The 13,952-nt window shown below is 43.3% G+C and carries 14 protein-coding genes; 5 read left to right on the top strand and 9 right to left on the bottom strand.

Translation table 11 applies throughout. The annotated features are described in order from the left end of the window. Positions 1 to 69: 69 nt before the first annotated feature. The 4 genes from R8G66_23420 to R8G66_23405 form a co-directional block, all read right to left on the bottom strand. Positions 70 to 231, bottom strand: coding sequence for a Lacal_2735 family protein (locus R8G66_23420; protein MDW3195346.1), 162 nt, complete (start codon positions 229 to 231; stop codon positions 70 to 72). A 56-nt stretch (positions 232 to 287) separates the two neighbouring features. Next, positions 288 to 644 (bottom strand): DUF4406 domain-containing protein, encoded by a 357-nt coding sequence (locus tag R8G66_23415; GenBank protein MDW3195345.1) that lies wholly within the window; start codon positions 642 to 644, stop codon positions 288 to 290. Between the two features lie 63 nt (positions 645 to 707). Beyond that, entirely contained in the window at positions 708 to 1,283 is a 576-nt protein-coding gene (locus R8G66_23410; GenBank protein ID MDW3195344.1) for a Crp/Fnr family transcriptional regulator, read from the bottom strand. 29 nt (positions 1,284 to 1,312) lie between these two features. Further along, positions 1,313 to 1,822 (bottom strand): hypothetical protein, encoded by a 510-nt coding sequence (locus R8G66_23405; GenBank protein MDW3195343.1) that lies wholly within the window; start codon positions 1,820 to 1,822, stop codon positions 1,313 to 1,315. 472 nt (positions 1,823 to 2,294) lie between these two features. Here R8G66_23405 and R8G66_23400 point away from each other — a divergent pair, with 472 nt between their 5' ends. Continuing rightward, positions 2,295 to 2,825, top strand: coding sequence for a dihydrofolate reductase family protein (locus R8G66_23400; GenBank protein MDW3195342.1), 531 nt, complete (start codon positions 2,295 to 2,297; stop codon positions 2,823 to 2,825). Between the two features lie 6 nt (positions 2,826 to 2,831). On the opposite strand, the gene R8G66_23395 is transcribed toward R8G66_23400, so the two are convergent. Next, entirely contained in the window at positions 2,832 to 3,956 is a 1,125-nt protein-coding gene (locus R8G66_23395) for an amidohydrolase family protein (GenBank protein ID MDW3195341.1), read from the bottom strand. 231 nt (positions 3,957 to 4,187) lie between these two features. Between R8G66_23395 and R8G66_23390 the strand changes: the two genes are divergently transcribed. After that, complete coding sequence (locus R8G66_23390) at positions 4,188 to 4,454, top strand: hypothetical protein (protein ID MDW3195340.1); 267 nt, start codon at positions 4,188 to 4,190, stop codon at positions 4,452 to 4,454. Positions 4,455 to 4,574: 120 nt separating this feature from the next. Here R8G66_23390 and R8G66_23385 read toward each other — a convergent pair whose 3' ends face one another. The 4 genes from R8G66_23385 to R8G66_23370 form a co-directional block, all read right to left on the bottom strand. After that, the gene (locus R8G66_23385; protein ID MDW3195339.1) at positions 4,575 to 5,033 is read right to left on the bottom strand and encodes a nucleoside deaminase; all 459 of its coding nucleotides are present in this window, start codon (positions 5,031 to 5,033) and stop codon (positions 4,575 to 4,577) included. Positions 5,034 to 5,154: 121 nt separating this feature from the next. Beyond that, the gene (locus R8G66_23380) at positions 5,155 to 8,532 is read right to left on the bottom strand and encodes a methylmalonyl-CoA mutase family protein (GenBank protein ID MDW3195338.1); all 3,378 of its coding nucleotides are present in this window, start codon (positions 8,530 to 8,532) and stop codon (positions 5,155 to 5,157) included. A gap of 220 nt (positions 8,533 to 8,752) precedes the next feature. Beyond that, entirely contained in the window at positions 8,753 to 9,604 is an 852-nt protein-coding gene (locus R8G66_23375; protein MDW3195337.1) for a PstS family phosphate ABC transporter substrate-binding protein, read from the bottom strand. A 110-nt stretch (positions 9,605 to 9,714) separates the two neighbouring features. Further along, a complete protein-coding gene (locus R8G66_23370; protein MDW3195336.1) occupies positions 9,715 to 10,209 on the bottom strand; it encodes a hypothetical protein in 495 nt (164 codons plus the stop codon). A gap of 69 nt (positions 10,210 to 10,278) precedes the next feature. Here R8G66_23370 and R8G66_23365 point away from each other — a divergent pair, with 69 nt between their 5' ends. From R8G66_23365 to R8G66_23355, 3 genes are all read left to right on the top strand, one after another. Further along, complete coding sequence (locus R8G66_23365) at positions 10,279 to 11,424, top strand: FAD-dependent oxidoreductase (GenBank protein MDW3195335.1); 1,146 nt, start codon at positions 10,279 to 10,281, stop codon at positions 11,422 to 11,424. A 391-nt stretch (positions 11,425 to 11,815) separates the two neighbouring features. Further along, positions 11,816 to 13,318, top strand: coding sequence for a Na+/H+ antiporter NhaC (nhaC, locus tag R8G66_23360; protein ID MDW3195334.1), 1,503 nt, complete (start codon positions 11,816 to 11,818; stop codon positions 13,316 to 13,318). Beyond that, complete coding sequence (locus R8G66_23355) at positions 13,318 to 13,929, top strand: 3'-5' exonuclease (GenBank protein MDW3195333.1); 612 nt, start codon at positions 13,318 to 13,320, stop codon at positions 13,927 to 13,929. The genes nhaC and R8G66_23355 overlap by 1 nt, the downstream gene beginning before the upstream one ends. Positions 13,930 to 13,952: the final 23 nt, after the last annotated feature.

Genomic DNA, 13,952 nt, shown 5'->3' with positions numbered 1-13,952 from the left:
CAGTAAATAGTTACTGACAAGCCAAAATGATGCCACGGGAGTTCTTTAGTTGTTAATAGGGGGCACTGATTATGCCATGGCCTCCATTTCCTTGATCACCGCATCGGCTTCGGCATATTTGGTGTCACTTGCCTGGCGATCTGCCTTTGAAAGTTCAAACGCCTCTTTCATCAACTTCTCGTACTTCTTTTGAAGTTTTTCCTTTGGAGATTTCTTACTGAATAGTCCCATAAGGAAAGAACCCCTAAGGGAATAGATTGTTTGATAATAAAGGGTAAATTATTCATTCATTCGGTATCCGGGATTTCTTCCAGGCTGAAATACACCTTCAATCCTAATTTTCTGGCAACTTCGACATCCTGGTCGGCTCCTTTTGAGGTTCCGGGGATACGCAGAATGGCGTCACACTTTTCTAGCAAACGGTGAGCCACCGGATATTGAACTTCGGTCCAAACTTCGTCTCCGATGACTTTGGAGCCTGCTTGTCGCATGATAGGAAGTGCCACCCATTCTCCAATCATAGGCACATGGCCTTTCCGAAATAAGGGCAATGCCATTGCTTCCAGGTTATCCATGTTTTGTTGAATGAGCTTCGGGTCATCATTGGTTCCACTTCGATAAGGCCCTGCAATCAAAATGAGCATGTTCTTTTTTTAAAACAAATCAATGTGTTTCAGTGCTGAAAAAGAATAAGGTACCTTAAGAAATTACTGCCTTTGAGCTCGGATGGTACTAAGGAATTCAGGAGTAATTCCAAGATAAGAAGCAATGTGTTTCAAAGGAACCGCTGAAGCGATGTAGGGATATTTCGAAATAAAATTTTCGTATCGTTCTTTGGCAGGAATGCATAAGTTTTGAATGGTTCGGAGTTGTTCTCGGCAATAAGCTTTTTCCATGAGGATACGGAAAAACGTATTGAAAATAGGCACTTGCTTATACAATTCATTTAAGTCGCTTAATGACAATTTGAACAGGCTGCAATCTTGTACCACTTGAATATTGACCATGGCCGGTAGTTGATTGAGAAAACAGTGCATGTCTGTGATCCACCAGTCTTCGGAAGCAAACATAATGGTAGATTCCTTCCCATTCTCATCTTGATGGTAAGCCCTGAGGATACCCGTATTTACGAAATGGATGAAATGACATGGATCGCCTTGTCGGAGTAGGAATGATCTTTTCTTCAATTTAACCTCTTGGAGCAGACTCTCAAAGAATTCTTTTTCTCGCTGCTGTAGCCTGATGTGTTTGGAGATATTTTGAAAAACCAGGTTGGAGTTCACAAGTCAGGAAGTTAATACTTTATTCTTCCCTAAGGTTTATGGTAAGCTTCGGCAAGCCTGAAAATGTTGGGGTTGGTTTGGTGATATTGAATGGTTATGGTGTCCCTTGCTCCTGAACCGTCATCAGGAACCTCAATTTTTTGTTTGAGTAACCTGTCGGCCACCTTGTATTGGTAATCACAGTAGGGATCCTCACAATCTACCACCCAGGCAACAGTCGATTGGTTAGATTCATCCAGTAAATGATCATGGTAAATGCCGGAGACTTCATCGACGAGTACGAATTGGGCGACAGAAAGGAAAAAGGACAAAACGATGATGCCATGTCGTTCAATTCGGTTCAAGCGCATTTTATGTGCTAACCGAATGATCCAGGGTACGTCACGGATCGCTAAAAAGAACAGGCATCCTGAAAGTGCAATACCAGCAAAACGGATCATGCCAAATCCTGAGAGTCCATAATTGATGTATGTGATGATGCTGTAATAGATCGCCGCAGTAAGAATAAAAGCTGATAAGAATCGGAGCGAGAATTTCATGCTAGGAAGTCGACGTTTTCAACAATGAGATGTTCATGCATCATCATTCTCAGCGTTTGCTGTTGGTTTCGTTCGTTAACGTAAATTCTATCCTGATCTTGTACCGATGGTGTAAGAAATGAAAAATTTCTTCTGTGCGGTGTAGTGAAAACCTTGCCATAAATCTTGCGATATGGAGGGTCGGGCCGAAAGTTTGGCGGGGTGTGCGAAGGATCGTGCGTGGGCAGCATTCAAAGAGGTCCGCCGCGGTTTCTAGAGTTTTTTTCCACCGTAGACTCGGTTCGTTTTTGGGTCATCGGTCCTCCGAAGCGGCCAAAAATGAAGAGCCTGCCAGGCTTAAGGCCAAAAGAACAAAATAGAGATGAACGATTCTAGATGAATATTCTTTTATGTCAGAACATAAGTGATTATCCAATAAGAATTGCATGCTTCATATTTAGTTAGGTAACTTCACTTTTTTATATCTACCCTTATGAATACCGTATTCATTGCGACCAGTCTGGATGGTTACATCTCGGATAAGCATGGAGGAATTGACTGGCTGCATTCCATTCCCAATCCTGATCAGGATGACATGGGCTACAATGAACTCATTGCCAGGGTAGATGCATTAGTGATGGGACGGACTACTTTTGAAACAGTCTGTGGATTTGATATCCCCTGGCCTTACACCATCCCTGTTTATGTGCTGAGTCGGACCATGGAAAGCATTCCCACAAAACACGAAGAGCATGCCTTTCTGGTCAGAGGAACCCTCAATGAGGTGCTGAGTGAAATCCATGCAAATGGACATAAGCGGTTGTACATTGATGGGGGAGCTACCATTCAAAGTTTTCTGAAAGAAGACCTGATTGATGAATTGATCATATCGACCATTCCTGTTTTATTAGGGGGTGGGAGTTCTTTGTTTGGGGAGTTGGACGAAAATCTGGAATTCCAACATGTGGAGTCGAGACGATACCTGAATGCGATCGTTCAGAATTATTACCGAAGAAAGCGGTGAATTAGATCACTGCGTCTGCTGAGCAATTGGTGGTGCTTCATAATCCAGGTCCAGTAGCTTAAAATAGTTATTTCCTAAAACGATATTTCTAAAGGCTTCATCGCTTAGGCCTTTGTGAATTAGACTGGTACTATCCAGATCAATTTTATATTGATCAGTATGCTTATTGGCGGCGGCGACAAAGTCCGTGCCTGGTAGGAATCGCTCAGGATACGCATTTACGAAGGCAAGGTATTTTTCGCGGTATTTACTGAAGTAATTCGCTTCCAGTACACTCCAGCTGATGTCTAGTATGAGATTTGCATGCTTTTCCAATAAACCACTCATGATTTGAATATGCTGATCCGGATCTAGTTGTGTCAGTTCCTTAGAGAGCCCCATGTGTGCCCAGACAATTTTATTGTTAGGGTAGGTTTCCAAGGTCATTTTCATTAAATCAAGATACTTGGTATAATGATAGGTCGAAGAATCATTTCCGAGATCACAATGAATGTTGATAGGCATGTTTTTGCTTCTCAATTCTGCCATAAATTCACTCCAATTTGGAATATCAGTTGAGTCAGCAGGTTCATGATGGTTAGCTAACAAAGCCTGTTTTACCAAATTGACTTCACCCATCCATTTGAAAACACCTCGATATTCCTGCTCGTAGAATTGCATGATTTCAAAAATATGCTCCGGATTTGCCAGGTCCGGGAAAGTCATAGAGACGGTCAGATGTATGCCTTCGGGCTGCTCCTGAATGTAGGATTCAGCATTTGCCATGTCATTTTTCGTGGAAGGCAATACGGATGTTCCTGGACAGTCCAAATAGTAAATGCAATTAGAGTCAATGTCGACTCTTTGCCCGATTCCATATACATTGACAAATCGTACACCATTACTTTTTATCGTATTCACCAATTTATTGAAAGGAATCTCTTTCCCGCCGAACGGACGAAAATGGACGTGTGAGTCTACAATTGGTGTGTAAGGTTCTGTCTCCCGGTCATAGGGTACTTGTTTCGTTCCTTTTTTGAAAGATGCTAACGTTCTTCTTTTTTGGGATTCGCAACAAGAGGAGGCACAAGCGAAGATGAAGAATATAGATCCTAAGAGGGCAAGAAAATGCCGTGCACGATTGTTAGACATGGTATAGTGTCTTGATGGTTGGTTTGTTGAAATTAACTCAATCGAAATGTATTTCAAAAAACTGTTTAATTAATAAAGGCGAACCTATTGCAATTCTTTTTCATGGTGTCGCCGGTGTTTTGCTTTGCAGAAAGCCATGGATCCGTTTATTTTCAATGAAAACTTCTAAATACAATCATGAAGAATCATTCCTGCTCTAATTTTTTCCTTGTCGTTCTATTTTCCATGCTTATGGCAGGGTGTCAGACGCAGAAGGAGGTAGTGGATCTAAAATTCACAGCGGAACTTGTTCAGGCGGATTTGGATAAAATACAGGCTGACATGAAGTCAAGGAGAATTAGATTGAATTACGAGTTACTTGATTTTGATGAATCAGGACATCTGAAACAGATTTCTGCCAGAATTGAATATCCAGATGGGATGAAGGGAAGCTTTGAATCATGTGTTTTAACCCCGAGAGATGGTCCTGGTTTTTATCGCGACTTTTCGGAAGATTAATTTGTAGGATTGTCCCTTTCAGTAGCTCTCAAGCCCTGAGGTTCTCGCCCGCCTTGCCGCGAGGCTGGAAGGGCGAGCGGTCGAAATGTTTATGGCATTGGTAATGCCTGAATAATCAGGCTATCTATTTCGAAAGAGTTCCAAACATTCCTCTTTTAAAATACCACTTACAACCGGAATATTGACCCAAGATGCATCAACGACTTGCTGGCAGGAAATGTCAATTTGTTTCATGAATTGACTTGCATCTTCGATGGACGCGCCGAAATATATGCCTTTGACCTTGGTCCAAAGTGCTGCTCCGGCACACATAGGACACGGCTCACAAGTAGTGATCAGAAATAGTTGTTCTCCAGGGTACTTATTGGCATCCTTAAGTACGTTCATCTCTGCATGAGCAGTAGACCCATCAATCTTGGTTGTATTAGGTGCCATAACCAGGACTTTGCCCGCTTCATTGACCAAAGCGGCTCCAAAAGGAGTGTGATGTGCTCTTGCAATGTCAATACACTGCTGCATAATCGAGGCCACCTGAAAAGTCATGAAAGTAGAACTGAGAACCGCAGGTTTGGTTATCATTCAAGACTTCCCTATTTACAGCCTTGAAGAGGGAAGTCTTCAGAAGAACAAGGATTACATATTCCTGCGACTCTGACCTCCTACCCTTCGACACGCTCGGGGGGAGGATGCAAAATGCTACTTACATGTTACGTCGGTACTGTCCTCCTACCTCGAACATCGCATGAGTGATCTGACCTAAAGAACAATACTTAGAGGTTTCCATGAGTTGTTCGAAGGTATTGCCATTATTCAAGGCTACGTCTTGTAAAGCACTGAGCATTTCAGCGGACTTAGACTCATTTCTGCCATGTAGTGACTCCAGGTTGCTGATCTGCGCTTCTTTCTCTTCTTTCGTTGCACGGATCACTTCATCAGGGATGATGGTTGGTGAGCCTTGAGAAGACAGGAAGGTGTTCACTCCGATGATTGGAAGTTCTCCTGTATGCTTCTTGGTTTCGTAATAAAGGCTTTCTTCCTGGATTTTACCACGTTGGTACATGCTCTCCATGGCACCGAGAACTCCACCTCTATCCGTGATCCGATCAAATTCAGCCATCACTGCCTCTTCTACCAGATCAGTTAATTCTTCAATAATGAATGATCCTTGGATAGGATTTTCATTTTTGGTTAGCCCCAATTCCTTGTTGATGATCAACTGTATGGCCATTGCCCTTCTTACAGAACCTTCGGTAGGTGTCGTAATCGCTTCATCATAGGCGTTGGTATGCAAGGAGTTACAGTTATCATAGATCGCATAAAGCGCCTGTAAAGTAGTTCGGATGTCGTTGAAATCGATCTCCTGTGCATGTAAAGACCTTCCGGAAGTCTGGATATGATATTTCAGCTTTTGGGAACGCTCATTGGCGCCATATTTCAACTTCATGGCTTTCGCCCAAATTCTTCTTGCAACTCGACCGATCACAGCGTACTCCGGATCTACCCCATTGCTGAAGAAGAATGATAAGTTAGGCGCAAAATCATCGATGTGCATACCTCTTGATAGGTAATACTCAACGAACGTGAAGCCATTCGCCAGGGTAAAGGCCAGCTGACTGATCGGATTGGCACCCGCTTCCGCAATGTGGTATCCAGAGATCGATACAGAATAGAAATTCCGCACTTTTTGATCGATGAAATATTGCTGAACATCACCCATCAACCGGAGTGAGAATTCAGTAGAGAATATGCAGGTATTTTGTGCCTGATCTTCTTTCAGGATATCTGCCTGTACCGTACCTCGAACTTTGGACAAGGCATCGGCTTTGATCTGTGCATAGATATCCGCAGGCAATACCTGATCTCCGGTTACGCCCAATAACATCAGTCCAAGACCGTCATTTCCTTCAGGAAGCTCACCAAGGTATTTAGGGCGTTCGGCACCTAATGATTTGTAAATCGAAGTGATCTTATCATCGACATCTTTTTCAAGGTCATTGGCTTTGATGTACACTTCACACTGCTGATCAATTGCCGCATTCATGAAAAAGGCTGCGATGGTAGCCGCAGGCCCATTGATGGTCATGGAAACTGAAGTAGTCGGATCACACAAGTTGAAGCCGGAGTACAATTTCTTGGCATCATCCAGGCAGCAGATGCTTACGCCGGAGTTACCGATCTTTCCATAGATATCCGGACGGTAATCAGGATCTTCTCCGTAAAGCGTTACTGAATCAAAAGCGGTAGACAATCTCGCTGCAGGTAATCCGTGCGAAACATAGTGGAATCGCTTGTTCGTACGTTCAGGTCCACCTTCACCAGCAAACATCCTGGTAGGATCTTCACCTTGTCGTTTGAATGGGAACACACCAGAAGTAAACGGAAATTCACCTGGTACGTTTTCTTGTAATGACCACTTCAAAATATCACCCCAGCCTTCGTAGCGAGGTAGGCTGACTTTTGGTATCTGTGTATGAGATAAAGATTCGGTGGTTGTGGCCACTTTAATTTCTTTGCCGCGAACGTGATAAGTGAACTCTGCACCTTCATAGTTCGCTTTTTTGGCTTGCCAATCTTCCAGGATCTTCTGGTTATGAGGATCCAGGTCCAATTGCAAGGAAGCGCGTGCTTCCTCGATGGCTTTTAAAGCAGCTTCCTGATCCTTCAAAATAGCAGCGGATTGATCGAGGCTGTAGAGCTTTTGCGCGATGGCCCCTTGTTGCTCAGCTTTTTGATTGTAGTCCCGAATGGAATCGGTGATCTCAGAAAGGTAGCGTGTTCGCTTAGGAGGGATGATGTAGATTTTCTCTGACATCTCCCGCGTGCTGCTGAAATTTGAAGTGAGTGCTGTGGCTCCGGTCTTCTCTACCAGGGTATCGATAATCGCTTTGTAAAGCTGGTTCATGCCTGGATCGTTGAACTGCGAAGCGATGGTGCCATAAACTGGAATATCTTCTTCAGGTGTATCCCAAAGCTGATGGTTGCGCTGGTATTGTTTTTTAACGTCCCGGAGTGCGTCCAGTGCGCCACGCTTGTCGAACTTGTTCAAGGCGATTAAATCCGCAAAGTCCAGCATGTCGATTTTCTCCAACTGTGTAGCTGCACCGTACTCTGGTGTCATTACATAAAGTGAAGTATCGGAATGTTCTGTGATTTCTGTGTCTGACTGACCTATGCCTGAAGTTTCCAGAATGATCAAATCAAAACCTGCAGCTTTGGTGATGTCAATGGCATCCTGCACGTATTTCGAAAGTGCCAGGTTAGACTGACGGGTAGCCAGCGAACGCATGTATACCCGGTCATTGAAAATGGCATTCATTCGGATCCGGTCACCTAATAGAGCACCACCGGTTTTCCTTTTGGATGGATCCACTGAGATAACGGCAATTTTCTTGTCTGAAAAATCGATCAGGAAACGACGAACCAATTCATCTACCAAAGAAGATTTTCCAGCCCCACCTGTTCCGGTGATTCCCAGTACTGGAGCTACTTTTTCAGCAGTATTTTTTTCGCGAATGGTCGACAGGACATCCGCATGTTTGTCTGGGAAATTTTCTGCAGATGAGATGAGTCGGGCAATGTCTGAGTATTGTTTCTTAGGTAGCCGGTCTAATTGACCATTCAAATTCTCTCCAACAGTAAAGTCACTTTGCTTTACCAGGTCGTTGATCATGCCTTGAAGTCCCATGGCGCGCCCATCATCAGGAGAATAGATCTTGGAGATGCCGTAAGCGTGCAGCTCATCAATTTCTTCAGGAAGGATGGTGCCACCACCCCCACCAAATATCTTAATCTGAGAGGCCCCTCTTTCCTTGAGCAAATCATACATGTACTTGAAGTACTCTACATGCCCACCCTGGTAGGAGGTAATGGCAATGGCCTGTGCATCTTCCTGGATCGCACAATCCACGATTTCCTGTACGGCACGATTATGCCCCAGGTGGATTACTTCACAACCGGTTGTTTGGATGATTCTGCGCATGATATTGATGGCAGCATCGTGACCATCAAACAAAGAGGCAGCAGTTACAATTCGAATATGATTTTTGGGTTTGTACGGGGGGACAGTTGCGTGGCTCATGATCAACTGATATTAAGGGTTAACAGACTACAAAAATAGCTAATCCCTGTTAGTTTGAGCGCGCATTTGTGATAACCGGATTCTGCCTAAGATCAATATCTTCTTTAGAAGATTCTTAGATGAATATATGGTGTATTGGCAATCATGCCAGTGGAATTATTAAGTCGATTAATTATTGGGCGAGTTTTCAGAAGAAAATTTTTTCAAACCCGTGATTTGTTTACTGGTTTGCAATGGCTTTTTGTTGCAATGGAACCAATCCATTGGATTCGATTACATATCGGGCTCGGGTGGTTTTGAGGTAGCTTAAAAAAGCATTGATTGCAGGATCATTCGTGTCTTTGTAATATATACGTAGTGATCGCTTCAGAGGGTAAGATCCTGCCAGGAGATTTTTAAACGAAGGGGCCACAAAAGGGGTGTCGCCTTCAATGGGACTCGGTAGGAGCATATTGTGCACTCGCTGGGTGAAGTAGGCAAATCCAATGAACCCAATCCCAGAGAGATTTTCAGAAACAGTATTGACAATCTCCCTGTTTTCTATTGCAATAATGGCAGAACTGGCCGGACTTTCTATGTCAAAGAAATTAGTGAAGAATTGTTGCGTACCAGAGTTCTGATCTCGAATAATGGGAACAATCTTTCCGACATTGCCTCCTAAATCGCTCCAGTCAGTGATGTTTCCAGAGAAAATACCGAAAACCTGTTCGTTGGTCAATTGTTGTACTGGGTTGTCTTCATGACTGATCAAAACAATACCATCGTAGGCAACCACCTGCTCCTGAAGTCCATGGCCATTGCCCAAAATGGAATCCAGGTCAAAAGGGTAAGATGATAAACCGACCTGAACCTCGTTTTCGTATACACCCATCATTCCTGTACGACTTCCTCCGCCTTCAAGTACGATCGTCAAGGTATCCTGCATCTTTTCAAAGTCACTTTTAAGTGCATTGAATGTTTCATGCATGGATTCGCTTCCACGAAGTTTCAGGGTGTAGGTCTTGGGTGCTTTTGTGGAGTCACAGGCGATAAAAAGAACCGCGAGGAAAGGAATTAGGACAAGTTTTCTCATAGCAATTGTTGGTTCTGGCGAATGTATTTTGCCAATGAGAATCTATGAGGAAGAGCAGGTTACGAATGTGTTAAGTAGTAGAGAATGGTGAGTTTTCTGGATTAAATGTTCTACTTCTGAATAATCGTCGCTTTTCTTTTCCATCCTGGCTTGAAATATTTAGGTTCCAGCCATTTTAGGAGTAATCCGCCTGCAACCAGTAGGCCGCTTGCCGTCCAGACAGAACCGTGAATACCTTTGTTTTCGCCAGAGCCTGAAACTTGTTGATTGGCCAATTCTGCTAATGGTAATATGCCCCCTGCGAAGATTAAGGTGTTGGATGAAAATCGGTAATTGAAGTTGTTATTAGATATCCCACGGATATCGTATCGGTAGATATCTGATAGTTTGACGATTGTTTCGTGTATCACGAAATGATCTTCTCCAAAACTTTCAATGATACCCTGGGCAAAGTGTTCATTATCTTTCATTTGAAACCTGATCTCGTCTCCTTCTTTATAAATAATGGCCTGTTTTCCCCCGAGTTTTTTCAGGTAAAGAAAGGATTGACTACTGGCAAAAGCAGACCAGCAAATGAATAGGATCAGAAGGAACAACCGACACATACTTAAATCTAGCAACTGTGAATCGGCACTAGAAGCAATTGAGATTTTTTAACAATTGTAGAAATCCACGTGATCTCAATCAGTTTTGACATCTTTGATGCCATGATTAGTTTTTGGGAGCAACGTTCATTCTTCAATTATGATTTCATCATCGTTGGTGCGGGGATCACAGGATTGTCCACAGCAGCGACGATCAAGGAACGAGATCCCTCTAGTTCAGTACTGGTGTTAGAGAGAGGGTTATTGCCCACGGGAGCCAGTACCAAAAATGCGGGTTTTGCTTGCTTCGGTAGCCTGACCGAGTTACTTGCTGATATTGATGTAATGGGGGAGGAAGCCATGATGGCATTGGTTGAGAAGCGCATCAACGGACTCAGGAAAACAGAAGCCCGGCTGGGGAAGGAATTAATTGATTTGCAGATCAAAGGTGGATATGAATTGATCAATGCCATCGATGACCTGGAAGACAAGATGGTTCATGTGAATCACTTGCTTTCCGATTCTTTCGAAAATCCTGTCTTTCAACGTATCGATCATCAATTGTCGAACTTTGGATTTTCCGGTTTCGATGGTTTGATCTTAAACCAATACGAAGGTCAGCTGGATACCGGAAAACTCATCCGAAACTTATGGGAATACTGCAATCAAATTGACGTCAAGATCCTGACTGGGGCGGAAGTGATTGCTGTGAATGAGGAAGAAGGTGGAGTGAGGGTCAATACAGCCAAAGCCTCTTTCCAATGCAAACGTGCCGGGATATGTACCAATGCCTTTACACGAAAATTCATGGATGTGGACCTTCAGCCAGGGCGTGGGATGGTGATGGCCATTGAGCCCAGAAACCCATTGCCTTTTGAAGGGATATTTCACTATGATGAAGGCTATTATTATTTCAGGGATTTTTATGGCAAGTTGATTTTCGGTGGAGGAAGAAATCTGGATAAAAAAGCAGAAGAGACCACAGAGTTTGGCATTAACCCAGCAATCGAATCACGTTTACATGACGACCTTCGGGACAGAATACTTCCAGGACAAGATTATGAGGTGATCCAGCAATGGTCCGGGATCATGGCGTTTGGAGACACCAAAACTCCCATTGTGAAAAAGATGAGTGATCGGATTGCCATCGGGGTTCGTTTGGGAGGAATGGGCGTTGCCATTGGCAGTATGGTGGGGGAGGAATTAGCAGAATTACTTATCGAGTCATTCGTTTGAGCACAATAATGTCGATGAGTCGTTCAGAGGTAGAGTTGAAAATCAAAGATCTTCAAGAATCGATAGTGAAGTGGAATGAAAGTCAACCTAAGATGGAGAAGGTCAATGTATCGCCTTTGATTCAGAATTTGTCTGGTATGCTTGAAGCACGATCTCATGACGAAATAATCCATTGCTACGGAAAATTCATTCATACCTTAATTGAAAGACGGCCCAGGGAGTTATACAATCATTTAATTGATCAAATTGAAGAATTAAGACTTGAGATATCAATAACCTAGAATTGCTGTTACGGATCAGAGATGCAAGGTTTTATAATTATTGTTTATTCAAACCAAAGCTCTATCTGGTATTTTTACGCTAACTTTTCGATTTGTGTAAATAATCATTCATGGCGGAAAAGCGCGAACCTACTCTTCTAGAGTCTTTTATACCTATTATTTTTCTTATCCTTCTGCTATCACTTAATGTGGGACTTTTTGGTTCCGAGTCTTTAGGTGGGTCTAACCAAATTGTATTGATTATCTCCTCAGCTGTAGCCGGATTGGTGGCTGTTCGATTGGGCTATTCTTGGTTTGAGTTGCGTGAAGGTGTAGTGAAAACAATAAGTTCGGCCATGACCTCCATACTTATTCTTCTATTGATAGGGTCCCTTGCCGGGTCTTGGATGCTTGCTGGTATTGTTCCCGCGATGATCTATTACGGCTTACAAATATTAAGCCCAGGCATCTTTCTTTTCGCAGCATGTGTAATTTGTTCAATTGTCTCCGTAGCAACTGGTAGTTCCTGGACGACTTCTGCTACCGTCGGAATTGCACTAATTGGAATTGGAACTGCTCTCGGAATTCCTGTAGGTTGGGTTGCAGGAGCCATATTATCCGGAGCCTATTTTGGTGATAAGCTTTCCCCTTTATCCGATACCACGAACCTGGCTCCTGCCATGGCTGGAACGGATTTGTTTACGCACATTCGTTACATGACAATTACGACAGGACCTAGTATCCTGCTGGCTTTGGTTGTATTTCTGATCTATGGCTTTACTACAGGAGGAGAAGGGTCACTGCAAGAGAAAGATTTGATCCTCAACGCCATTGCTAATAAATTCCATATTTCAGGATGGTTGTTTATAGTTCCGATAGTGGTCATTGTCCTGATTGTAAGAAAAACTCCTGCTCTACCGGCACTCTTTGCAGGAACAATGCTGGCAATTGTTTTTGCTTTCATTTTTCAGCCCGAATTGGTATTTGAAGTTGGTCGCAAAGTCTCAGCTGATGGCAAACTACTGAAAATGGTTGGAGGCATTGAACAAGCCAATGGGTTTTTATTGGGTTTCATGGGAATGATGCAGGCTCTTTTTGGTGATATCGGATTTGAAATTGGAATTGCCAAATTGGATGAAGAAGGACTTTTGGCTTCCGGAGGAATGAACGGCATGTTAAAAACGGTCTGGTTGATTGTTTCAGCCATGGTTTATGGAGGAATCATGGAAAAGGCTGGATTCTTGAGGAGAATTGCTGCTGCTGTGTTATCTATGGTGAACTCTGTTGGAAGCCTTGTTGCTTCAACCGCAGGTACTTGCGTTTTTTTCAATGTCACTGCTTCCGATCAATATTTGGCCATTGTTGTTCCCGGTCGGATGTATGCCGATGTATATAAGGAGAAAGGGCTTGCACCAGAAAACCTCAGCCGGACTTTAGAAGATTCGGGAACGGTAACATCCGTTCTGGTTCCCTGGAATACATGTGGCGCATTCCATAGTAATGTCTTGGGGGTACCAACTCTGGCGTATTTGCCCTATTGTATATTCAATATTGTCAGCCCTTTGATGACTATTCTTGTTGCTTACACGGGTTTCAAAGTAAGGAAACTAACATCTAGTAAAGAAAACGCATAATGTTTCCTGCGTCGATACCGAAAGAAAAGCTCCAGCATTTACCCTTGACCCGATTTGGGGGAGAGATTGTGGTAGTGGATCAGATGGATCAGCTACCTGAAGTAATCGGACACTGCAAACAGCAAGCCTGCATGGGGTTTGATACGGAAAAGAAACCTACTTTCCAGCGAGGGCAATACCACCCTACCGCTTTAATCCAGTTGTCCACTTTAGAGAAGGCGTATTTAATTCGAGTCAATAAAATCGGTTTTCCTCCATCCTTAGTTAGTCTGATGGCAGATCCTAAATTGATCAAGGTAGGCATCAGTATCATGGATGATATTAAGGCATTGCAAAAGATCTCTGATTTTCAGCCTGAAGGCTTTCTCGAACTGAATGATGTTGCCGGCGAAGTAGGCGTGGAAGACCGGGGCGTGAAGAAATTGGCAGGCATATTTCTGGAAGCACGTATTTCAAAAAACCAGCAAACTTCTAACTGGGAAAATCAGGAACTGACGCCAAGTCAGCAACTGTATGCCGCAACAGATGCCTGGGTCTGCATGGAAATCTATGACTGCCTGGAGCGCAAGGGATATTTAGATTCAGATATTGAGTACCTCAATGTGACATAGCGTTTTAGTTGTCGACAAATTAG

Source organism: Cytophagales bacterium, from assembly GCA_033344775.1.
Lineage (GTDB): Bacteria > Bacteroidota > Bacteroidia > Cytophagales > Cyclobacteriaceae > JAWPMT01.
The sequence above is the reverse complement of the archived record's forward strand: the minus strand, read 5'-3'. Positions and strand labels throughout refer to the sequence as shown.

What these genes read in the sequence shown, in the direction of transcription:
- R8G66_23420 (MDW3195346.1), bottom strand. Translation starts at nt 231, where the DNA reads ATGGGACTATTCAGTAAGAAATCTCCAAAGGAAAAACTTCAAAAGAAG.
- R8G66_23415 (MDW3195345.1), bottom strand. Translation starts at nt 644, where the DNA reads ATGCTCATTTTGATTGCAGGGCCTTATCGAAGTGGAACCAATGATGAC.
- R8G66_23405 (MDW3195343.1), bottom strand. Translation starts at nt 1,822, where the DNA reads ATGAAATTCTCGCTCCGATTCTTATCAGCTTTTATTCTTACTGCGGCG.
- R8G66_23400 (MDW3195342.1), top strand. Translation starts at nt 2,295, where the DNA reads ATGAATACCGTATTCATTGCGACCAGTCTGGATGGTTACATCTCGGAT.
- R8G66_23395 (MDW3195341.1), bottom strand. Translation starts at nt 3,956, where the DNA reads ATGTCTAACAATCGTGCACGGCATTTTCTTGCCCTCTTAGGATCTATA.
- R8G66_23390 (MDW3195340.1), top strand. Translation starts at nt 4,188, where the DNA reads ATGGCAGGGTGTCAGACGCAGAAGGAGGTAGTGGATCTAAAATTCACA.
- R8G66_23385 (MDW3195339.1), bottom strand. Translation starts at nt 5,033, where the DNA reads ATGATAACCAAACCTGCGGTTCTCAGTTCTACTTTCATGACTTTTCAG.
- R8G66_23380 (MDW3195338.1), bottom strand. Translation starts at nt 8,532, where the DNA reads ATGAGCCACGCAACTGTCCCCCCGTACAAACCCAAAAATCATATTCGA.
- R8G66_23375 (MDW3195337.1), bottom strand. Translation starts at nt 9,604, where the DNA reads ATGAGAAAACTTGTCCTAATTCCTTTCCTCGCGGTTCTTTTTATCGCC.
- R8G66_23370 (MDW3195336.1), bottom strand. Translation starts at nt 10,209, where the DNA reads ATGTGTCGGTTGTTCCTTCTGATCCTATTCATTTGCTGGTCTGCTTTT.
- nhaC (MDW3195334.1), top strand. Translation starts at nt 11,816, where the DNA reads ATGGCGGAAAAGCGCGAACCTACTCTTCTAGAGTCTTTTATACCTATT.
- R8G66_23355 (MDW3195333.1), top strand. Translation starts at nt 13,318, where the DNA reads ATGTTTCCTGCGTCGATACCGAAAGAAAAGCTCCAGCATTTACCCTTG.